A 22,171-nucleotide genomic window follows, 5' to 3' on the forward strand; every position below is an offset into this window, starting at 1 on the left:
GATATATCTCTTACGCTTTAGTAGATATTTGCTTTTGGCATTCGGGGCAATAGATTTAAGGTCATGGGCAAACTCCTTATGCATATACAAGTATTTTAGCAAATATTGCGTCAATATGGAATAATATGTGAATATTCGTATAGACCGGTTTGGACTTCATTCCAGGCTCAGCATAGGGAGCTCTTATGTAATAATCTCAAAGGAAAATATAGGGTATTTGGCGAATAATACAGATAAATCGGTTATTATGACTGACAACTATCCAGGAAATAAATAGAAGAAAGGGGCCTGTGATGTGGGGGATTAAAACTCCTTTCAGGAGAATGTATCCCTGTTGCTGATGTAAAGATGGAGCCGGTGGATTATTTCAGAGAGTATAAGACAATTGTTATAGAAAGGATCTATCATGACGTATCGGAAAAATGGAATAAATCCGCATCTTATCAGTGTGGTAACAGGGCAAGATATTCGGGAGATACCGGAGAGCCCTACAGCCAGGCACTTGCCCGGGAAATATGCCAAAATGGTAACTAAAGCGTTGGCCCATATCCCCAAACACATTCCAGAAAGAAGACTGAAGCTGACCTGTGCGGAATGCGGGCAAAGACGGGGAGGCGAAAGAAGTCCCCTGGCTGGAAAAGTACCAGTTTACCGGGTACTTTCGCTGCCGCTGCTGCAATTCGCCCGGGGCCTGGAAGCTTCCGGATATTTCCGGCATAGAGCTGCAACTTTTCATCATGGGCGCTGTGCTGCAGTTAAAAACAGGAAAGAAAAGTGACAGGGTTCTCTTGGGGAGCGAGCCTCGCCTCCTCCGACGGAAGATTTTCGGGACCTGATTCTGAAGTGGGCTTCCGACCAGCCCTCTGCCCGACGCCGGGAATTCCTAGACGCCTTAACCGTTTCGGCCCGGGAAAAACAGATCGAAGATTTGCAAAACCTGAAGGTTACTATTTCATAGCTGAGCAAGCTTTTGGAGGATGTGAAGGCGTCCAATTTTAAAACCTTGGCGTTTGATAAGCTATCTTTAACTGGATTGAATAGTTAAACCATCTATAAAACCTGGAAGGGTATATTGAGGAGAATTAGATGACTTTTAAAACAAAAGAGATTACGGAATATTTCAGGAGTGCTGTAGCTGCGCAATCAAACAAGGAAATTGACTTTAAGAATGATAATTTTCAGATCGTCCAAGTGGCAAAATTGCTGCAGGGAAAGATCGACCTGGAAGACACTCAAAAACTTTTTGCAGAGGCCAATAAAAAAGCCTCCGAGTATGAGGACGAGGACGAGTCAAAGAAAAAAGCCAAGGAAAAAACGTTGCTCAATGTCATAATCTGTGCCAAAACGATCAAAACAATTTTTGAAGCGAATGAAAAAGTCCAGGATGAGCGTGATGAACTAACCGGATTTTACTTTATTCCAGCCCTTCTTAAATTAGATGGAACTCTGTTATTTAATGGGGAGGAAAGAAAACTTCCCTGGTTCCCGAGAGAGTTTCTGACCCCCATGGTAGAGCCTAAATTGGCGATTGGGCGGACGGAAGCAGTTGATGATTTCATGAGCAATCAAGTGGATCAGGCAATAAAGATTAAAGCCTGGCGGGAGTATGTCGAATTTTTTAAGATGTTCTATGAGAAAGTTACGGATTCTCAATTTGAGCAAAACACCATTCGGAACCTGGATGAAAAGGAGCCGTACTTCGAGCTGGAAAACAACGTCTATGTTTTTCTGGACAAGACTGTTTTTACCACTTTCCATATTATGAACTTATATAATGATCTCCAGAAAGACGAGCAGCCCAAAGCTCTTTACGATAATTTTCTATCGCTGAAAATACCGGAGACCAGCTCCCTTATCCAAAATACCTGGGCTCAGATGAAAGTTCACTGTGGCCAAATGGGGGGAGAATATCCTTTATCTCAGTCCCAAAGGGAAACGGTCAACCATTTTAACAGCATGACTGAGGCCGAGATATTGGCGGTCAATGGTCCTCCCGGTACCGGAAAGACCACCCTGCTGCAGTCTATTGTTGCGGATATGTATGTAAAGCGGGCCTTGCAGAAAGAGAGAGCTCCCGTTATTGTGACGTCTTCCACCAACAATCAAGCGGTTACCAATATCATCGCTTCTTTCGGCAATATCAAAAAAATGGACTTGGCGAATCTGGAAGAACGGTGGATTGAGGGCGTGGACAGCTTTGCTGTCTATTTTCCCGCCGCCTCGAAAAGAAAGGAAGCAGAGAGCAGGGGGTATCAATATACCGATCAAAACGGCAAATTTTTTGTTGCCAAGATTGAGGATAAAGAAAACCTTAAAAAATCAAAGCTCAAACTCATGGAAAGTTGCAACAAGTATTTTGACAGCGCCTACAAAGACATTGATGCATGCCAAAGCAGATTGCATGAAGAGTTAAAGTTTTTAGATGACAAAAAAGAAACGTTGCTTGAACTGGTTCAGGAAATTTCTGAATTGGGGCTGAATGGAGAGCCACTGGATGATTATATTCATAATTTGGAAGGAAGGATTAAACACCGACAAGAAGCGTTTGGGGAGATTCGTCGGAGAGTTCAGGAGTGGGAAGACTGCTTTAAGAAGATTCCCTTGATTTTCCGACTGCTTCGGTTTATAAAGATGTTCGCCCGAAAAATACAAACAGAATTCAGACTGTTTATTAATGAGGATGAGCAGGGCTTTCTCAACGAGTATATGAGTCTGGACGAAATCAAGGAAACATACAGCTACAAAAGTGAGGAATACAAGAAAATCCTTGCGGAGCTTAAAAAGAACAAAGAGAAGCTGGAACAGCTGAAAGGCCGATATGATCATGAGCTGGATCAATTAAAACATCATAATATTAGCTTGCCTAACAAAGGGGAAAGCAAATATCGGCTCGACCCTGACTATATCAACGGCCTTTTGGATACTAAGGTCAGATATGTGGAATTTTGGCTGGCGGTCCACTATTTTGAGTGCAGATGGGTTCAGGAAGAGGATCGGCCGGTCGGGAGACAGGGGGGGAAGACCTTCAAAAATACCTTGGACATGTTCTATCATCGACTCAGTATGATCGCACCGTGTTTCGTCATGACGTTTTTCACGCTACCCAAACAATTTCGCGCCTATGGTGATCAAAAACACTTCTATTTATTTAACTTTATCGATTTGCTCATTGTTGATGAAGCAGGGCAAGTGTCTCCGGAAATTGCCGCCGGAGCATTTTCGCTGGCCAAAAAGGCAGTTGCCGTTGGGGATATTCATCAGATTGAGCCGGTGTGGGCTGTAAATCGGGCCTTAGATAAAGCCCTGGCTTTTTCTAATAGGGCTATCCCCAGTCTAAACGAGTTTGAATTACTGGAACGGACGGGGTTAAACAGCTCTTGCTCTAGTGTAATGAAAGTTGCAGCCCAATGCTGCAAGTATATAAAATTCAACGAGAGGGGTCTGTTCTTAAGAGAACACCGCCGATGCTATAATGAAATTATCGCTTACTCTAATGAGCTGGTGTATAAAGGAAACCTGGACCCTATGAGGGGAGAGGGAAAATGCGATCCAAAGTTACCGCTTAAGCAATGGCCGCAAATGGGGCATATGCAGATTGAGTCCGAGTATTCGGTCAGAAAAAACAGCAGCCGATTAAATCCCACAGAAGCTAAACAGATTGCAGCATGGCTGAAAATTAACTATGCATTCATCATTGATGCCTACCCTGGGGAGCTTCAGGAGAATCTAGTGGGTATTATCACGCCGTTTAAGGCGCAGGTTCAGGTGATCCGAGCGGAACTAAAAAAAGCGCTACCAGATTATGATTCGAAAATAAGTGTCGGCACAGTGCATACCTTTCAAGGTGCGGAAAGAAGGATTATTATCCTATCAACGGTATATGGCAAACAGGATGGCTGCTATTTCATAGACGCCAATGAGAGCTTAATGAATGTAGCAGTTTCTCGCGCTAAGGATCACTTTTTTGTCTTTGGCGACATCAACTGCCTGCAGGGTCCCCCAAAGAGTGCGAGTGGACTGCTTAGGAGATATATAGGGTCCAATACCCTGGGATAAAAATTCCTTCAGCAGCTCACGGTAAGATTTTATTTTGCTCGTATCATAGCGCCAGGAGAATCTTTGACTTATCGGAATATTACAGGGATGCCACCAATGATGATCTGAATACGTTTGTGAGCAGTGCATTGTTGTCCTTTGAGGATTCCGATTGGTTTGTCGAAGTTGCGGACTCTACCATGCGCAAAAAGGTTGCTCTGTTTCAGAGAAACAAAGTGCTGGAAGAAGTAGGGATCGAAAATATTGAGGCACAGGCAAGAGTCCTGGGGATTAGCATAAAATTTTGCTCAAGAAACAGAGCAGGAAAATCAAATTTCCAAAAGATAAAAAAACAGTGAAGGAAATCATTGAGTTTCTTGATGAAAATTATTTTCTGGCCCCTTAACACAACGGAAGTGTAAAACGAATTCGAAGCGGTATTTGGAGTAATAAAGCAATTAAGTATACGAAATTAAAACCAGTACGGTGGATACAGGAAATCAACATATGAGGGTAAATGTATGATTAAGTTCGATAACTGGAAACGATATTGGTGCCCCCGGGGCGGAGAAATAAGCCTGTCTCAGGATGGTTTCCTGTCCGATCCTGCTTCCGAATTTGGGAAATATATTAGCCCGCAGTTGAAGCTGTTGGAAGAACTTTTATCAATCCCTTGCTTGATTTTATTGGGAGAACCGGGTATCGGGAAGTCTACGGTGCTTGACGGACAAAGGCAGATGATCCAAAGCCAGGGAGAGACAACTGATTCGGCGGCGCTTTGGCTGGACCTGCGTTCTATTGGCAGTGAGCAACGCCTGGTTCAAAAACTGTTTGAGTCGGAGCCATTCCAATCCTGGCTGAAGGGTGAGCACACCCTTCATATCTTTCTCGACAGTTTGGACGAATGCCTGTTGCGGGTAGATACGGTCGGAGCCATACTGGCGGACGAATTGCACGCGTATCCCGTAGAACGCTTATTTTTGCGTATTGCTTGCCGTACGGCTGATTGGCCGCTTTCCTTGGAGAATGACCTGAGGAGCTTATGGGGAGATAAGAACATTGAGGTTTTCGAATTGGCTCCTTTGCGGCGCAGCGATGTTGCCGAGGCTGCGGCAGCCTCTGGGATCGACTCAGAAGGGTTTATTCAGGCTGTGGAGCAAGTCGAGGCCATGTCGCTGGCGATTAAACCGGTGACACTCTCTTTTCTCCTCAATACTTACCGGTATAACCAGGGACTTTCCTCATCGCAAACATCACTGTATGCTGAAGGATGCGAATTGCTCTGCACCGAACCCAATCTGGGTCGCCGGGATTCAAGAAAGACAGGGAATTTAAGTCCCAGGCAAAAGCTGACCGTTGCTGCCAGAATGGCGGCAGTTACGATATTTTCCAACAAATATGCCGTATGGACCGGGGTCAATGCCGGAGATGTTGCCGAGGAAGATATTCCCTTGAACTGCTTAATTGGGGATACTGAAACATGTGATGGGGTAACTTTCGAGGTGGATGAGGCCTGCCTGTGGGAGACATTGGGAACCGGCCTCTTCTCTTCACGCGGTCCCAACCGCTTGGGCTGGGCCCATCAAACGTATGCAGAGTATTTAGCCGCCCGGTATTTAATTCAAGCCGGATTAGGCGTTGATCAAATCCTGTCATTGTTTAAACATGCTGGAGATAAAGAAGCAAAGGTCGTTCCCCAGCTTTCCGAAACAGCGGCCTGGATTGCCGCCATGAATTCGGAAATATTTTCTGAGTTCATGCGAACGGACCCGGAAGTTTTGCTGCGCAGTGATATTTTTTCTACGGATGCCCGATCAAAATCTGACCTGGCAGAAGCGCTTTTACGCTCATTTGAAGAGGAAAAGTTACTGGACTGGGATTTTGAAATCCGCAAACGTTACAATAAACTGGACCACCCCGGGCTGGGCGTTCAACTTCGCCCCTATATCTGTGATCGGAGCAAAGGAGTCATAACCCGGCGGGTAGCCATTGATATGGCAGAAGACTGCCGGCAGTTCACCCTAATGGAAGACCTTGTCAAGATTGCATTGGATCAGGCGGAAGAATACCCAATAAGAATTCAGGCCGCTTGTGCCATCTCTCGAATTGGTGATGACGCTGCGAAATCCAAGCTGCTTCCGTTGGCCAAGGGGGAGGCCGGAGATGACCCGGATGATGAACTGAAGGGGCATGCGCTCCAGGCGCTATGGCCGGGCTTGATCTCAACCAGAGAATTATTTTCTGTGTTAGATAAACCGAAGCGGGAGAATTTTAGTGGGGCCTATGTCTATTTTTTTGTTTTGAATTTTATTGATTTTGTACCGGACAGCGACATCATTTGGGCCTTACAATGGGTGCAGAGTCGAGGGGAGCGGCATAGATTAAGCTTTAGCATTCTCAGGTGTATGGATGCGATTATGTTCAGGGCTTGGGATTTAATATCCGATCCCCAAATTACACAGGTATTTGGCCAAACAATCATTTCACGCCTGGAGAAATATGATCAGATTGCAGATGAGTATGAGGGTGTTCGGTTTCATGACCTGATCAGAGCGGAAAAAGAAAAACGCGCAATCCTTATTCATACCATGATTGACCTGCTGGAAGAAAATAAGGTTGATCTTCTCCTCTATCCAGGACATTTCATTACCAAAGAGGATATGCCCTGGTTACTGGAAAGTCTAAAAGTTTCAAATAGTAGAGATACACAGCGGAAATGGGCAAAAATCATTGCCGGGATATTTGATGCCTCTGACCGGATGCAACTGGAAACGATCTATACGGGAATGCAGGAAAATACGATTTTGGCGGAACGTTTTCATACCATCTTTGCCCCTGTAGACTTAAACTCCCCGCGTGCAGATGAACTCCGTAAATATCATCTTATGCATTTGAAGAATACTGAGACGCGAAAAAAGCCTCCCATCCAACCACCGGCGGAGAGCATACGCATTCTTTTAGACAGACTGGAGTCCGGTGAGCTTGCCGCTTGGTGGTGGCTGAACCGGGAAATGACACGAAAGCCGGATAGTATATATTATGGCAATGAGCTTGAATCTGATCTTACCGTATTGCCCGGGTGGCAGGCGGACAATTCTGAAATCCATCAGCGTATCTTGGCAGGAGCCAAGACATACCTATTAAAAGCAGATCCGGAACCCTCAAAATGGCTTAGTACAAATACCGCATATTTTCCGGCGCTTGCAGGGTATCGCGCCCTAAGGCTAATCTGGCAATTTCAGCCGGAATTTGTAGAAAAGATTTCTCCTGAAGTTTGGATAAGATGGGCTCCGATCATTTTGGCTTACCCAACAGCAAGCGGTGGGGAAAATAAGGACATTCATACAGCATTGGTAAAAATGGCTTTTGAAGTATCCCCCCAAGAAATCATTAACACTTTAATGGTATTAATTGACCGGGAGAACAGGGAAAACAATCACGTTTTCATTATCCGAAAAATGCATGAATGCTGGGGAACCGGCTTGCTCGAGGAGGCGCTGTTTACCAAGCTGAAGGACCCCAAGCTGAAGAGCCAGACTTTTGCCTGCCTGTTAAATGATTTATTGGAGCATGGTGTTGAAGAAGCGCGCTGTTATGCGGAATCCCTGCTTGGGAGTGATCAGCAGGAATTCGCTGTCATCGCGGCGGCATGCCTCTTGTGTTACATCAACGAAAGAAGCTGGGGCGTTGTTTGGCCAGCAATCACCCAAGACAGTGAATTTGGAGAAAAGGTTATCTACGGCACGCTGGAGTTGTCCCGGCATGAAGGGGTAAACGTGATCCTGAGTCTTGATGAGAAAAAATTGTCCGCGCTCTATATCTGGCTGGAAAAGCATTTTCCGCGTTCTGAAGATCCCAACTTCGAAAATGAAACGATGGCCCACTTTGTGGGCCCCCGGGAATTTGTGGCAGAATGGCGGGACAACATCCTTCGCGTCTTGGAAAAACGGGGAACTAGGGAAGCGTGCGACGCAATTGCTGAAATACAGAACGAACTGCCCTATTTGAATTGGGTAAAGTGGTATTTACTGGAGGCCCAAACCAATATGCGTCGTAAAGCATGGGTACCAATAAAGCCGGGTGAACTGTTGACGCTCACGAAAATCAAGCGGTCGCGGTTTATTCAAAGCGGTGAACAGCTCATCGACTGTATATTGGAATCCCTGACCGGGCTTGAAGTGAAATTGCAGGGGGAAACGCCGGCTGCGATCGACCTTTGGAATCATGTTGACGGAAAGTATACTCCGAAAGATGAGAATACCTTTTCGGATTATGTGAAACGTTATTTGGATGAAGACTTAAAGAAGCGCGGCATTATCGTGAATCGGGAAGTTGAGATACGCCGTGGCCAAGGTGGGAGCCCTGGGGAACGCACGGATATCATTGTTGACGCGGTAGTAGTGGATAGGGGAAGCGCACCGACGGATGTCTTCTCTGTTGTGGTCGAGGTAAAAGGATGTTGGCATCCGGAGCTTTTAACGGCCATGCAGACCCAATTGGCCGAGCGGTATCTCCGCGATAATCAATGCCGATTCGGCCTGTACCTGGTTGGCTGGTTTAACTGTAAGCAATGGGATGACAGGGATTATCGATTAAAAGAATCTGGAAAGCTTAACCGGTCAGACCTTGCCGGTTATTTGACGAAGCAGGCCCAAGAGCTTTCGAAGCAAGGGGTGGTTGTCAGGGCTAAGGTCATAAAGGCTTCACTACGGTAAAATGTTTACATTTTCTTACACAATATCGAGATAGGATTTCAAATACTCTCTCAAATTTTCACAGATGTATACATAAGGCCCTTCAATCTCTCCTGTGAGTAAACCGTCCTTGCAGGATAGAATCAATTATGATAACGACAAAGTTTGTTAACAAAGGACCCACATAATTTGAAAAATGAGTTTTTTTCTAATATATCAATCGTTGAGCTTGGGGGTAAACTTCCTTCAAACATCGTTGCTGATGCAGGATACGGAAGTGATGATTGTAAAGAGTGTCCTTACCGGGTGTTGCTGAGGATAAGCTCGATGACCACCTCTACTTCCGCAGCAGTTAAATCTTCCCGGGGAGTCGGCAGCGTAATGCTGAACGTGCTTCCGCTTTGGGTGGAGAAAACCATTCTTAATACTTTATTCGTTGTCGTCGCCATCTAAGCACCCCCCCTTTTATTTTCAATGTGCAAAGTTTAAAACCCCCGCCATATTACTCAAGAAGAGGTGAGTAGTATGGTTGACTATAGAAAAAGTAATCATGCGATCTATGATATTAAATATCACATAATCTGGATTACAAAATAAATATAGATATAAGGTAATCAAAGGAGAAATAGCGCTAAGGTTAAGAGAACTTATGGGAGTTCCAACATGGCTTCATTGCAAAAAGGATTTGGACTGAATATAATGGATTTAAATAATTTAATAACAAATTATGGAAAGTGATATAAATATTATACTCGGAAATGGTATAATAAATTAGGATGTATTGAACGGTAATGGGGGTGTGTGAAAAATGTCTGTGGTAATATTTAAAGCTGATCAATTGAATCTTCCTGAACACATTGCCAAGAAGCTCAAAGGGCGTAAAATTGAATTTGTTGAAACAAACGAAGGAATACTTCTTAGGCCGGTAGAAGACCCTATCAAAGAACTCAGGGGCTTTCAAGAAGGAAGCAAGTTTACAACCGAAGCATATCTACAACAAAAGCGTCAGGATAAGGAGTTGGAACAGTGAGCGCGGTATATGTTTTAGATGCCTGTGCGCTGTTGGCCATTATCAATAATGAACAGGGAGCTGACAGGGTTGAAGGTATTTTGAGAGAAGCCCTTGAAGGAAACACTGTAGTATATATGAATAAAATTAATCTATATGAAGTCTATTATGGTATTTATCGTGTTGATGGACAAACAAATGCTGATAAAGTCTATCAAATAATACAAAAACAGCCAATAGACATTATTGATGTCTTTAGTGATGATGTATTTAGAGAAGCAGCGAGACTGAAGGCTAAATACAAGATATCTCTTGCTGATTCGATTGCTCTTGGCGAAGCTTCTATGAGGAATGCATCACTACTGTCATCCGATCATCATGAGTTTGATATTGTTGAGCAGCAGGAAAGTATTAAATTTGATTGGATACGCTGAGTTTGACCTGGGGCCCCAGGTCAAGTCTACTCAGAGATAAAGATATACAAGAAAAATACCAAGCAGAAAATCAATTTTGCGAAAGATTATTGACACTACCGAGCGATAAGAGTAAACCTGTCCAAAGACAGGGACGCAAAGCTATAGGGTCTAGGTGCTTACAGTTCAAAAGTCAGTTATTAACACTTTCGAATTAAACACTAAAGATTTCCAAGGGCAAAAGTTTTCAACTGTACAGATTGTAGACAGCCCCGGTTTTAAATAGTATAAAATCGGGGCTGTTTTTTTAGGATAAAGCTATTTGTTCTGCCGATTACACTTCAGGGGTGCGCTCTAAGAGGGGATCGGGTCAAAGAGATCCGTGGTGGTTGTATCCACTATCTTGAGGTCTCTTTTCCCTGTAAGGTCCCCTCCGGAGGTTGTGAATATATTTTTGCTGATAACGAGGTCCATGACCGTCTCTGCTTCGGCAGCAGTTAAACTTTCACGGGGTTGCGGCAGCGTAATGCTGAATGTGCTTCCGGTTTGGGTTGAGAAAACCATTCTCACGATTTTATTCGTAGATGTCGCCATGGCGTTACCCCTTTCATCATGTTTTTGCGGGTTATTCCTTACTTAGCAATATGCGGTTGTCCCGGCGCACCTGTATCAGCGGGTATTCTACTATTCCGAACAAGGCCTCAGCCACGTCATAGACATCTTCGCTTGTGGCGGTTGCCTTTACGCCGGACAGGCTTTTTTGCCGGAGTATGGGGGCGCCGTCCACGGAAACCCCGGTCTGATAGCGCGCAACCAGCAAGGAGTTATCATGGGTTTCCACAACAGCCATCACTTCACCTCCTTTCCCGGGTGGCAAGCTATTTCCTTGGAAGCAGCTTGTCCTTGTGTATTATATTCGGCCTGTCCGGGAAGGGTTCCAGGAATCATGCTTTTTTAAAGCGCCTCAGGATCTGCCATGAGCTGAGGCAGCTGCCGCCTAGACTTAAAGGCTTGGCTCCGGCAAGGTTTTCTTTATACGTCTTAAGCGCTGGGACGCCTCCGAAATAAACTGGTCGGTCTGTTCGAAATAAAGCTTGAAAGCCTCCGGGTCCGTCGCGGCCATTTCCTTGATCTCCATAACCAGATCGTCGAATCCTTTGGTGATCAGATCGTAGCGGGCGTCGGCCCGGGCCATGGATAGGTTGATCCTGGCGATCTTAGTTTCACGTTCCAGTGCGGCGATGCTTTGGGCGATCGCGCTTTTATCTTTTAAGGCGTCAAGCTCACGCTGCAGGATCGTGACTTTTTCCTGCTCGGCCCAAAAAGATGTTTTCTTTTCTTCTTTTTCTTTGTTGGCCTCAGCGAGTTCGCCGGATAATTTGGAGATTTTGCTTTGCTGAGTGTCACGCTCTTTCTGCAGCGCTGTTTTTTCGGCAAGGGTTTTTTTTCTGTCCGTAACCGCCTGCTGGAGCTCGCGGACGGCCATGTTCTCTATATCAAGCTGTGTAATGAATTCCGCCCGTTCCTCCGCCGGGAGTCCCAGGAGGATAAGCGCCTGGGTATAGCCCAGCCTGGCAAACGATTCTGTTTGTGACAGTCCGGGACCGTATTCTTCCGCGATGCGTATCAGCCGGTAGGCCGTGGTCTCGGAATATTGTACCGCTTCTTTCAGCCAGGCGGTAAACTCACCATACGGGATCTTTTCCTTGACTTCAGCAAGGCGGCGTCCGATTTCCACGGCGCTGATGAGCAGATATTTTTTGGTTTGTTCTTTGATCAAGGTTATTTCATCGGCAATCCGGTCGGGGGTTCTTTCCGGTATACCGGTAAGCGCACTTTCATCCATGGTTCATCATCCTCCCGGGCTTTTCCCTTTGCTCGCATCATACGTGGCCAAGCCTTCAGATGTGAATCTTCCATGAGACAAAATTTCTTGATTTGAAGCATCTGTCAGCGTCGACAAATGCTTCGGTTGTTGAAATTAACACATTCCCCACGCCCGTCATATATTGTACAGGGCAACCAAGGGGAGGATCAGTATGAAAAAATATGTTTTCACGGCCAATATTGGGAAGGATGAAGTGACCGGTAAGTATAAGGCTTCTTTCCCGTATTTTCCGGACTGCAGCGTTGGTGGGGATACCTTCCTGGACACTTATTTTATGGCCTGGACTATGTTGGAACGTTATCTCTACGATCTGGTCAAAGCTGACATGCCAATCCCTGAAGAGTCGTACATTTCGGATTCACCACGGCAGGCTGCGGTTCCAATGGAAGTCGATATGCTGGAAATCCGGCGCAAATACGACAAAGATCTCATCAATAAAAGCATACGGATTCCAAGGCGGTTGGATGATATGGCGAAAGCCGAAAAAATTAACTTCTCGCAAACTCTGCGGGAAGCACTGGAAGAGAAGCTGGAAATTAACGATTGATTGACTGGTTCCCCAGATAGTCAACAGCTGTTTGCATGTCTTGCGCTAAGGGGATATCTAAAATGACTTCTTTGCCGCTGCGGGGGTGGGTGAAACGTATCCTGTCGGCGTGCAGGGCTTGTCGTTTTATCAAAGGGGAAGCAAATCCGTACAGGAGGTCACCGCTTACCGGGTGACCGATGTAACTCAGATGAACCCGTATCTGATGGGTGCGGCCAGTCTCTAACTTTAGTGACAAGAGGGTGTGGTCAGGATACCTGTCAAGCACCTGATAATGGGTTGTCGCTGCTTGGCCGGCTGGATGGACAATTCGCCGGCGCTTATTCGCATCCGGCCGGGCGATGGGTTGGTCAATATGACCATGATCTCTGGTCAGCGCTCTCTCTACCAAAGCAATATACCTTCGGTCAATCTTGTGTTGCTTTAGCTGATTGAAGATTCCCTGGTGGGCAAACTGACTTTTCCCTATGAGAACCAAGCCGGAAGTGTCCTTATCAAGGCGGTTAATCGGGCGGAAAAGGATGTTCCTTCCCAACCCCTGCCAGTGATAAGTTACCGCATTAGCCAAGGTGCCGGTGCCCCCCAGGCGGGATGGGTGAATGGACATACCCGCAGGCTTGTTCACTGCCACAAAGTCTTCATCTTCGTAAACGATGTCCAGAGGAATCGACTCCGGAATGATATTGTTCTCCTCGCTGAGGTCAATATTTATAGTGACAAAATCTCCCGCTTGGAGGCGATAGTTGGTATGGACCAACTGCCCGTTCACCTGTATTTTGTTCTGGTGCTTCAGGCGGACAACCAAAGAATGGGACAACAAAAGTTTTGAGGCGAGCAGGTCGCGCAAAAAAGTATTCTCATCTTGTGCACCTGCTGTGTATGTTAGCGGTGTATTATTCAATTTCCCCTCACAGCTTATGGTTAATTATTTATAACTTACAGTTTCAAACCCTTTTTTGTTATCTCTTTCACGCTTTCATTATATCATCCAAATCTACTTGATAATACTTGCCTTCAAACATCAAAGTCCGGGTGCGTTTATCATAAACCATAAAGTTTTGCCCCCTATTTTCGGGAAAACCCTTTTGCAAAAGCTCGATCCCATAAATATTTGCTTCCTCTTGGGGGACCCATTCCTCTAAAGCCTCTTTGATCCGTTTCACTCCTGCGGTATCCTGCTGGATTAAATTCTCAGACTTTAAGGAATTGACTAATATTTGAAAATCATCAGGACTTAAAGGACGCTTTTCCTGCACCTCATCTTCGCTATTCACTGTCGCGGCATTTACCACGCCGGCCTGATCATAATGATGAATATCAGCCGATTCCTCCAAAGCTTCTTCTAATAAATGCTCAAGCTTAGGATTACCATAGTAAGCGATTCTCTCTCCTGCAACATGTTCTTCAAACATGCCCTGGGTATAGCTTAATAGTTTTGAATACCATTTACCGTCTGTCTCATAACGAATCCACATGGTTAAAGAGGACGCATCACTTTTTCGTTCTTCTCTGAGCGTTACTTCCTTTAATTCCATTTCCCGGATTCCTTTCCCGAAATCATCTAAAAAAGGCTCTGTAACAGAAATGGATTTCTCTATACCGCTTGCTGAGGATGAACCGGTAGCAAACATGATGGAATTGCCTTCCCTGCCTAATCCGATGTTAACTTCCGCAGGGGTCGTATCTTCTGCCTTGGTCACCAAGCTTACAGCATGGACCCTAAAAATGCCTGCAATGATAAAGGGTGCTATGATCAGCAAAGCAACGGCGATGAAGTAGCTTTTTTTATAAAGTGTAACGCTCCTTTTTTCTACTATAAGATTAAAGAATAGATAAGCAAGAATCGCCAAGATTACGGCTCCCATCATAGGTTCATAGATATCCGGAAGGTGGCGGTCGTTAATTGGCGGCAATATTTTTACCAGATGAGTTCGAATAAGACCCCGGAAGAGAGAAATACCCAAGTAATACCCCAAAAAACCTGCTCCCAATAAGGTGATGATTTTATCTCGTAAAACTTTAGTCATTTTTTTTCCCTCCTAAGACGCCATTGATATATTCCAGCTTTTCAGGCGGAATCAAATAGGCGCTGCCATTTTTCACAATCATTTCCCCGCTATCCCTATCCAAGTAAATGGGAATTGTTCCTCCTCCGGAGAAGCTTACCAACATTTCGTAACCATTCTTCGCTTGCGGATAAATCTTTGCTGTCACTTTCTCTGCTTCAGAGATGATCGCCACAAGCTTGGTATATTTTTCATCCCTGAAAGCATCTTGATCAATTCTGATCAACCAAGAGGTGCTGTTTTTTTCAGCGGTATAAACGGTCAGGGCTTTAATCCCCTCAAGGTTGTTAATTTTGCCTAAGGCGTGGTTATAGGTGCCGTAAAGCGTACCGGTCCAAACCAGGAATATAATGAACCAAGTTACCAGGAACTTCAGAATGTTTTGGCGGCGGAAGACCCTTTTATCACTCAAAAAATAACCAATCATGACAGCCATAAATGAGGCAATGATCGCCGGGGTTACAGTCGTTGCCAAAAAGTCAAGCAGGGGGTGGTACGGAAAAAAGCCCATCCCTCCTTGATAATAATAATACATTCTGTCTCCAGATAGGACGACATTTCCCGAGAAGAAGATACCGAGAACAAATTCCGCCAATTTATAGGGTAACGCCATCATTGCTTTGGTTAAAAGAAACTCATCCAGGGTATAAAACCTGGAAAACAACCCCAGGATAAAGCCTAACAGGCCGTAGAGGATAATTCGCCTCATGCCTTTTATCCTGGCCTTTATTTTACGAACCAAAACCTCGTCTTCCACATCTGGGGGCTTTACTTCCAAGCTTAGCTTAGGATCAAGGTATTTATCCAATTCCGCCTGACACTCCGCACAGCTCTCCAGGTGTTTTTCCATGGTTTCCATCTCCTTTGGGGGGAGTTTTTCTTCTAAATAGTCTTTGATTTTTTCTCTGTAAATACAGGACATTTCAAAGATCCTCCAGTTCTTCATAAATTTTCTGAAACTCTCTTCTCCCTCTGAAAATACCCGTTTTAACAGCGTTTAACGTCATTTCCGTAATATCGCTTATTTCTTTGTAGGATAGATTCTGGATATCCCGAAGGATTACAAGCATCCGGTATTTTTCATTCATTTGATGGAAGGTTTTGGAAATAAGCTCCCTGTTGGCCAGATTAACGGCATGTTCTTCCGGACTTATGCCTTTGTCTTGGATTTCTTGAGCACAAATTTCTATAGTATCAATTGGCGCTTCTCTCTTGCGGGCTCGAACATGGTCAAGATATGTATTCTTTGCTATTTTGTAAATCCAGGTCTTAAAACTGGACCTGTTTTCAAATTTGGCGATATTTAAGTATACCTTTAGGAAAACATCCTGGCATATTTCCTCAGCAACCGCTCTGTCTCCGGCAAGATAAAAGATATAAGAGAATAGGGGGTTTTTATATTTCTGATATAAAGCAGAAAATTCAGCATCCAAATAAATCTTTCCTTTCACAGGTACCGGTAAACCTCTTTCCCAATTATAGACTATTTGGCTGATGAAAAAGTTACACAAAAAAGAGACTTTTTTAAAGTCTCAGTCAAAAGGAAATTCGGTTAATCATAGAGAATAATACCATTTTAAGACTCATTTTGATTGGCCTTTGTTGCTAATGGCGGCCTGGGCTGCTGCAATCAAACTAGACCAATCGTCTTTTTTGCACATTATGGAAATATAAGTTCTCTTTGTTTCACATTTTTCTACTAATGTTCATCATAACATATCTTTATATACTTTTGTTTTTTTAGTATATTGCCCAAACCACTACCAACTTCCACTTGATTAACTAAGATTAACCATATGGGTAAAAATATTTTGTAAAGATATACCACCGTTTTCCTTAGTCCAGATAAACCGAAACGGGAGAATTTTAGTGGGTCCTTTGGTATGCAGCCCCTATTCTCCATAGATGATTGACAAGCTGTTTCTTCTTATAGTAATATTATATGCATAGTTAAAGGGGAGTAGTTTTAATTACAAGGTCAACATGCACTGGGGAGATCATATCGAACCTGGCTTTGTAACCGAATTCGGTAACGAGACTTTTAACATAATCCATGATGGGGGTTATGTTAAAGGTCTTTTTATTTACCTTCACATAGCCCATCTATCATGAAATGAAAAAGAGGTGTAAAACGATGAGTTTTTTCTCAAGGTCGTCGAAAGGAAAGCATTATAAGAGAGGAAATCAGGGGAGTGACCACTACCAAAAGAAAGGATTTTTTGGGGATTTATTTAAGATGATTGCTTCGAGAAGCGGGTCTGGTGGTCATTACAATAATCATGGGAATCAATACCCCAATACGCCGGGGCAAAATCAACCCGTTGCAAGTGCAGTCATTTGCGGTAAATGTAACGCCCAAATTCCGGCAGGTTCAAAATTCTGCTTAGAATGTGGGGAAAAGGTTAGTGAATCATTGTTTTGCACAAACTGCGGAGAGAAATTACCTGCAAACGCAAAATTCTGTCTGAAGTGCGGCAATAAAGTAAACGGGTAGAACGATGTGGTTATGGAGAGCAAAAAGATACTCCGGTAAACAACTCGATCAATACACCATTGAAAGACCCCTTGGTGAAGGCAGATATGCAACGTGTTTTCTTGCCAGGACAGGCAGTGGTAATGTCGTTGTCATCAAGAAGTTCAAACCAAGCATTTTGAAAAAGAATTCAAAGAAAAATATGTATGAGGCAATAATCCTATCAAAGCTCAAGGATAAAAGAGTCCCTGAGCTTTTAGGCGTGATCAATCAAAAAGGGTTCTATGGATTTATTTTGGAATTTAAGCATGGACATACCGTAAAAGACCTGCTTTTTAAAGATAAACATAAATTTACGAATGAAGAATTTTATCATACAGGGAATCAGCTCATCAGAATTATTAGGTATCTTCATGAAAATGGTGTTGTGCACAGAGATATCAGAACACCTAATGTTTTGATGGATAACGGAGAGGTATATCTTATAGATTTTGGGCTGGCAAGATGGGCCGATCACAATCAATATCCGTATGATTTGGACTTTTCTTACTTAGGAGATTTTCTATTATATTTACTTTATTCTTCCTATGAAAAAAGAGAAAAACATCAAAAATTGCCATGGCATAAAGAATTAGAGCTGACATGTGAACAAAGGTTGTTGTTGAAAAGGTTATTGGGTATTGAAGCAGGATATAAAAATATCTGCGACATCGAAACAGATTTTATCAACGCTTTTAAACCACAGTAAATTTTTAATCAGGGGGAAAATCTTCTGTAATTGTAACCTTTAGGTAAGTGGAGATCAATTGCCTCCTCCTGAAGTCGGGGATATGATGAGCTTTTCTAGTAAATTTGGACAAGTCGTTAAACAATGCAACACAAAAATTAGAAATGGATTTAAACCGGGAACAGGAAAGAGAGGGTGAACCCTCAGAAAGCAAAATCCTGCTCATGTGAATCCCCTTTCTTGTATATCATATTGGCAGAAGCTTTCCGGATGGAAGGAAAACCTGGTTTCGTGAAGAATTCCTTGGGAAAGGATGTGATAGCCATGCTTGATAAAAACGTATTTGAAAAGTTACAAGAATATAAACCGATCCTTGAAGAACGGTATTCTGTTGGGAAGATCGGTGTATTCGGGTCGTATGCGCGCAATGAGCAGAAAGAAGACAGTGATATTGATATTATTGTTGAATTTACCCGACCGGTAGGGTTTCAGTTCATCGACCTGAAACTGTATTTAGAGGAAATACTGGAGCGAAAAGTTGATCTGGTTACCCCTAATGCCCTTAAATCTCAGATTAGGGAGCAGGTACTGAAAGAGGTAACATCCCAATGATCCAGAGATAGTCTGGGAAATAATAAAAAGTGATTTGCCCAGAACTAAGCCTTTATTACTCCTAATGTTAAATCAGTTGAAAGAAACAGGAAATCTATATATGCGGCTTTCTGCCGGGTGTGCATAATGGAAAGGGAAAGGGTACAGAGAATACAAAAGTATACTGTATCCTTTCCCTTTGTCCGAATGTTACAGCAAAGGCGGAACATGGAGCGGCGCCACCGAGAAGTTGCGGGGCAAATGGGTGCCGTTGTTTACAGACAGGAGGATATCGCACCGGAAGGCAATGACAAGATGATATGAGTTTAGGAGGATGATGAATAAAAGCGGCCATTCTCATAAAAAATATACGCTTGAAAGAGAAAATTCCAAGGAAATTCCAAGAATGATATCCGATAAAAGAGAAAAAGGGAATTTTATCAGGACACCTAAAAAATTAACATTGTATGGATGCAAATAAATGTGCCTCGGTAAGTGTGTCATTGACCTCTTCGCGACGGACATTTATTCCTTATGGAGAAGGAGGGATTCTTTATGTGCTGATCGGAGAATGTAAATGACGTATCAGGTATATCTTGTTGTGCATGAGATGAATTTAAATCATTTGCTTTCTTTATACCTGCAAAAGGAAGGCCTGGCCATCACATCTTTTGTTCAGGGGGAGAAAGCGTGCAAATATATCGATAAGAATCCCCATATGTGGATTGTCGACAGCGGCATCCCCGATATCGACGGCTATCAGATTTTAAATGAGGTGAAGGAAAAATACCCTGAGACTCCCGTGATCATGATTTCGGAGAGAAGTTCCAATACAGACAGGGTGATCGCCCTGGAAATCGGCTGTGATGACTACCTGCCCAAGCCGTTCCTGCCGAAGGAGCTGGCCTTAAGGGCCAAGAAAATGCTGGAGCGCACCTATGGCAGCCCGGATATCCAGGGAAGCCCGCCGGTGCACCGGCTTCTGCCCTATAGGATTGACGAGCTGGCCCGGATTGTCCAGGAGGATACGGCGGTGATCAACCTGACGGCAAAGGAATTTGACCTCCTGCTTCTGCTGGCGAAAAACCCCTTTCGGACCTTTTCCAGGGAGCAGATTTTAAAATATGTCTGGAATGAGGAGCATTTCGGCTCGGACCGTTCGGTAGACGATCTTGTCCGGAGGCTCCGGCGCAAAATGAGCTGTCTGCGAATTGAATCCGTATATGGATACGGGTACAGATTGCTGACCAATCCATTGGCCGATATCAGATAAAAGGCCCGCTGAGGGATCTCTCAGGGGGGACATCTCCGAAGGGTTTGACAGGAAGAGAAAAAAAGATGAAAGCAAAGTGCGGTTCTGCGGGACCGCGTTTTTTTTTGTCTTTTTTCAGCTTTTTTGGGGAGAGCGGCCAGGCCTCCTTTTTTCATTATTTATCACGATTGACCGCAAATTCCCATATTGAACCATAAAAAACCATAATCTATCCCTCATTATTCTGTTTTTGTTTGTTATCATCCGGTCAAATGAGCAAGCAGGAAAAAAGAGGTGATCAAGATGAGCGTCAGTTCGGTAAACAGTACATCCTATACGACGGCCGGCACGGCTTCGAGCAGGGATACATCCACCAGCCTGGACAAAGAGGATTTTCTGAATCTGCTGGTCACACAGCTCAAATATCAGGACCCGTTAAATCCTTCGGACAGCACGGAGTATGTCTCCCAGCTGGCCCAGTTCAGCCTCCTGGAACAGATGACCAATATGAATACCAGTCTGGAGGCCCTGGAAGCGCTGACCATGACCGGAAAATACATCACCGCTTCGGTCACCGGCAGCTCCGGGGAAACGACGACCGTGGAAGGAACGGTCGATTCGGTCACCATGAGCAATGGGGAGGCGGCCCTGGTGGTCGGCGGGAAAAGCATTGAGCTTTCGGACGTCTGCGCTGTCTATGATTATGACCGCTCCAGTCTGTACAGTCTCAGTGCGATGATCGGCAAAAGCTGCGAGGGATATATCTATAACGCGGAAACCCTGGATGTCATCAATGTGGCCGGGACCATCGCAGGCGTCGTCAAAGGCAGCTATGAAGATTACGCTCTGGTCGACGGTGTCCAGTGTACGCTCGGTTCCATAACCTCGGAGGATTACCGGAGCGCGGACGATGAAGCGGACTATTTAAATGAACATCTCGGCGAGGAAATCAGCGCCACGGTTGTGGACAGCGACGGCAAGGAAGTAGAGATCAGCGGGGTGCTGGAAAGCGCCACAGAGGAAGAGGACGGCAGCATGACCTTAATCATGAACGGGGTGAAGATTCCGGTTGACGGCATCTACAGCATCAGCTGAAAAAATTGAGCGGGAAAGGGGGAGTTCTTGATGATGCGGGCATTATTTTCCGCGGTTTCCGGACTGCAGGCCCACCAGAAAAAGATGGATGTCATCGGCAACAACATCGCCAATGTGAACACTGTGGCGTATAAGGCTTCCAGGGTGACCTTCAGTGATATTTTGAGCCAGACCCTGAGCAGTGCCACAGGCGCCGATTCCACGAGCGGCAGGGGAGGCAGCAATGCCAAACAGATCGGCCTCGGTGTCGGGATAGGGTCGATTGACACCCTGATGACAGCCGGCAGCACGGAAAGCACCGGCAATTCAACAGACCTCAGTATTGACGGGGACGGCTTTTTCATCGTGAAAAACGGAAGCACCGGCACGTATATGTTTACCAGGGCCGGGAATTTCTCCATTGACGACAGCGGCAATCTGGTGACCAGCGACGGCCTCAATGTCTATGGCTGGTTGAATTACACCGTCAATACGGACGGAACCTATACCTTTGATACGGACAGCGAGGTCGAGGCGATCAATCTTTATTCCGACGAGGATAACGGCAACAAACAAATCCTGAAAGCGCAGGCGACCGCCAACGTTAGCCTGAGCGGGAACCTGGACGCCGGCGAGTCGGCTGTCGGCTCCGGGTTGAGCGACATCGGCTCAAGCGACCCGGAAGCCCAGTATACGACCACGATGACGGTTTATGACAGCTTGGGCAATGAGCATGAGCTGACCGTCAGCTTTACCAAATGCTATGTGGACGCCAGCGGCACTGATCCGGTCACGACCTGGTATTACAGTGTCGCGGCCGATTCCGGCGACGCGGCGCTTACCGATGCTTCCGGCTATCTGCAATTCGACAGTAACGGCAAGCTGGTCACCGATGATTCGTCCTACAGTCCGACCGCGACGATGACCGTCACGCCCTCCTCCGCCTCGGGGGCCGGTGAGTATGAGATCGAGCTTGATTTTTCCAATCTCAGCACATCGGCGGATGACGGCTCGGTAGAGACAAAGGGAGTTGACGGATACCCGTCCGGAACCTTGGAGGATATCTCCATTGATTCCAACGGGATCATTTTGGGGGTTTACTCCAATGGGATCGAGCAGCCTCTGGGCATGATCGCCCTGGCCCGCTTCGCCAATCCCTCCGGCCTCTTAAAGACCGGTTCCAATTACTATGTGGCTACGGCCAATTCCGGGGAATTCACCAACGGGGTGATGGCCAACGGAGCTTTGTCTTCCGGGACCCTGGAAATGTCCAATGTGGATCTTTCCACGGAGTTCAGCCAGATGATCACCACCCAGAGGGGCTATCAGGCCAACAGCAGAATGATCACCACCGCCGATGAGATGCTGGAAACCATTATCGAGATGAAACGGTAATCAAAAC

The 22,171-nt window shown here is 45.1% G+C and carries 21 protein-coding genes, 1 pseudogene and 1 riboswitch; of the genes and pseudogenes, 14 read left to right on the top strand and 8 right to left on the bottom strand.

The features are described 5' to 3' along the window. The first annotated feature begins 406 nt into the window (after positions 1-406). From SGLY_RS17835 to SGLY_RS05400, 3 genes are all read left to right on the top strand, one after another. Positions 407-778 (top strand): hypothetical protein, encoded by a 372-nt coding sequence (locus SGLY_RS17835; protein ID WP_013624263.1) that lies wholly within the window; start codon positions 407-409, stop codon positions 776-778. Between the two features lie 308 nt (positions 779-1,086). Then, positions 1,087-4,056: a DEAD/DEAH box helicase gene (locus SGLY_RS05390; RefSeq protein ID WP_013624264.1), complete on the top strand. Its 2,970-nt coding sequence runs from the start codon at positions 1,087-1,089 to the stop codon at positions 4,054-4,056. A 500-nt stretch (positions 4,057-4,556) separates the two neighbouring features. Beyond that, positions 4,557-8,750 (top strand): NACHT domain-containing protein, encoded by a 4,194-nt coding sequence (locus SGLY_RS05400; protein WP_013624265.1) that lies wholly within the window; start codon positions 4,557-4,559, stop codon positions 8,748-8,750. A gap of 278 nt (positions 8,751-9,028) precedes the next feature. Here SGLY_RS05400 and SGLY_RS17470 read toward each other — a convergent pair whose 3' ends face one another. Beyond that, positions 9,029-9,178, bottom strand: a complete 150-nt coding sequence (locus SGLY_RS17470) for a DUF2922 domain-containing protein (protein ID WP_013624266.1) — start codon at positions 9,176-9,178, stop codon at positions 9,029-9,031. Between the two features lie 76 nt (positions 9,179-9,254). Between SGLY_RS17470 and SGLY_RS18630 the strand changes: the two are divergent. The 3 genes and pseudogenes from SGLY_RS18630 to SGLY_RS05410 form a co-directional block, all read left to right on the top strand. Next, positions 9,255-9,381: pseudogene (locus SGLY_RS18630) on the top strand (transposase); the annotation flags it as partial. 156 nt (positions 9,382-9,537) lie between these two features. Continuing rightward, positions 9,538-9,759, top strand: coding sequence for a hypothetical protein (locus SGLY_RS05405; protein WP_013624267.1), 222 nt, complete (start codon positions 9,538-9,540; stop codon positions 9,757-9,759). Then, positions 9,756-10,172, top strand: a complete 417-nt coding sequence (locus tag SGLY_RS05410) for a type II toxin-antitoxin system VapC family toxin (protein WP_013624268.1) — start codon at positions 9,756-9,758, stop codon at positions 10,170-10,172. Before SGLY_RS05405 ends, SGLY_RS05410 begins: the two co-directional genes overlap by 4 nt. A 100-nt stretch (positions 10,173-10,272) precedes the next feature. Further along, positions 10,273-10,356, top strand: a riboswitch (cyclic di-GMP riboswitch). A 149-nt stretch (positions 10,357-10,505) separates the two neighbouring features. On the opposite strand, the gene SGLY_RS05415 is transcribed toward SGLY_RS05410, so the two are convergent. From SGLY_RS05415 to SGLY_RS05425, 3 genes are all read right to left on the bottom strand, one after another. Further along, positions 10,506-10,745, bottom strand: coding sequence for a DUF2922 domain-containing protein (locus SGLY_RS05415; RefSeq protein WP_013624269.1), 240 nt, complete (start codon positions 10,743-10,745; stop codon positions 10,506-10,508). Between the two features lie 31 nt (positions 10,746-10,776). Next, entirely contained in the window at positions 10,777-11,001 is a 225-nt protein-coding gene (locus tag SGLY_RS05420) for a DUF1659 domain-containing protein (protein WP_013624270.1), read from the bottom strand. A 153-nt stretch (positions 11,002-11,154) separates the two neighbouring features. Beyond that, positions 11,155-11,997, bottom strand: coding sequence for a DUF3102 domain-containing protein (locus tag SGLY_RS05425; protein ID WP_013624271.1), 843 nt, complete (start codon positions 11,995-11,997; stop codon positions 11,155-11,157). 193 nt (positions 11,998-12,190) lie between these two features. Here SGLY_RS05425 and SGLY_RS17025 point away from each other — a divergent pair, with 193 nt between their 5' ends. Further along, entirely contained in the window at positions 12,191-12,586 is a 396-nt protein-coding gene (locus tag SGLY_RS17025; protein WP_013624272.1) for a type II toxin-antitoxin system HicB family antitoxin, read from the top strand. Here SGLY_RS17025 and SGLY_RS05435 read toward each other — a convergent pair. From SGLY_RS05435 to SGLY_RS05450, 4 genes are all read right to left on the bottom strand, one after another. Then, positions 12,576-13,487 (bottom strand): RluA family pseudouridine synthase, encoded by a 912-nt coding sequence (locus SGLY_RS05435; RefSeq protein ID WP_013624273.1) that lies wholly within the window; start codon positions 13,485-13,487, stop codon positions 12,576-12,578. The genes SGLY_RS17025 and SGLY_RS05435 overlap by 11 nt on opposite strands. 67 nt (positions 13,488-13,554) lie before the next feature. After that, positions 13,555-14,613, bottom strand: coding sequence for a hypothetical protein (locus SGLY_RS05440; RefSeq protein ID WP_013624274.1), 1,059 nt, complete (start codon positions 14,611-14,613; stop codon positions 13,555-13,557). Beyond that, positions 14,606-15,574 (bottom strand): anti-sigma factor family protein, encoded by a 969-nt coding sequence (locus SGLY_RS05445; protein ID WP_013624275.1) that lies wholly within the window; start codon positions 15,572-15,574, stop codon positions 14,606-14,608. The genes SGLY_RS05440 and SGLY_RS05445 overlap by 8 nt, the downstream gene beginning before the upstream one ends. A gap of 1 nt (position 15,575) precedes the next feature. Beyond that, complete coding sequence (locus SGLY_RS05450) at positions 15,576-16,103, bottom strand: RNA polymerase sigma factor (RefSeq protein ID WP_242822983.1); 528 nt, start codon at positions 16,101-16,103, stop codon at positions 15,576-15,578. 683 nt (positions 16,104-16,786) lie between these two features. On the opposite strand from SGLY_RS05450, the gene SGLY_RS05455 reads away from it, so the two are divergent. From SGLY_RS05455 to SGLY_RS05480, 7 genes are all read left to right on the top strand, one after another. Then, positions 16,787-17,146 carry a zinc ribbon domain-containing protein gene (locus tag SGLY_RS05455; protein WP_013624277.1) on the top strand — a complete coding sequence of 120 codons (360 nt, stop codon included), beginning with the start codon at positions 16,787-16,789 and terminating at the stop codon, positions 17,144-17,146. Positions 17,147-17,150: 4 nt separating this feature from the next. Further along, complete coding sequence (locus tag SGLY_RS05460) at positions 17,151-17,873, top strand: protein kinase family protein (RefSeq protein WP_013624278.1); 723 nt, start codon at positions 17,151-17,153, stop codon at positions 17,871-17,873. A gap of 303 nt (positions 17,874-18,176) precedes the next feature. Next, complete coding sequence (locus tag SGLY_RS05465) at positions 18,177-18,464, top strand: nucleotidyltransferase family protein (protein ID WP_041445078.1); 288 nt, start codon at positions 18,177-18,179, stop codon at positions 18,462-18,464. Positions 18,465-18,777: 313 nt separating this feature from the next. Further along, entirely contained in the window at positions 18,778-18,924 is a 147-nt protein-coding gene (locus SGLY_RS18085) for a hypothetical protein (protein WP_169312011.1), read from the top strand. 96 nt (positions 18,925-19,020) lie between these two features. Further along, complete coding sequence (locus tag SGLY_RS05470) at positions 19,021-19,716, top strand: response regulator transcription factor (RefSeq protein WP_013624281.1); 696 nt, start codon at positions 19,021-19,023, stop codon at positions 19,714-19,716. A 282-nt stretch (positions 19,717-19,998) separates the two neighbouring features. Next, positions 19,999-20,790, top strand: a complete 792-nt coding sequence (locus tag SGLY_RS05475; RefSeq protein WP_013624282.1) for a flagellar hook capping FlgD N-terminal domain-containing protein — start codon at positions 19,999-20,001, stop codon at positions 20,788-20,790. Between the two features lie 30 nt (positions 20,791-20,820). After that, positions 20,821-22,164 (top strand): flagellar hook protein FlgE, encoded by a 1,344-nt coding sequence (locus SGLY_RS05480; RefSeq protein WP_013624283.1) that lies wholly within the window; start codon positions 20,821-20,823, stop codon positions 22,162-22,164. Positions 22,165-22,171: the final 7 nt, after the last annotated feature.

Origin of the sequence: Syntrophobotulus glycolicus DSM 8271, assembly GCF_000190635.1 — a bacterium.
Classification (GTDB): domain Bacteria; phylum Bacillota; class Desulfitobacteriia; order Desulfitobacteriales; family Syntrophobotulaceae; genus Syntrophobotulus; species Syntrophobotulus glycolicus.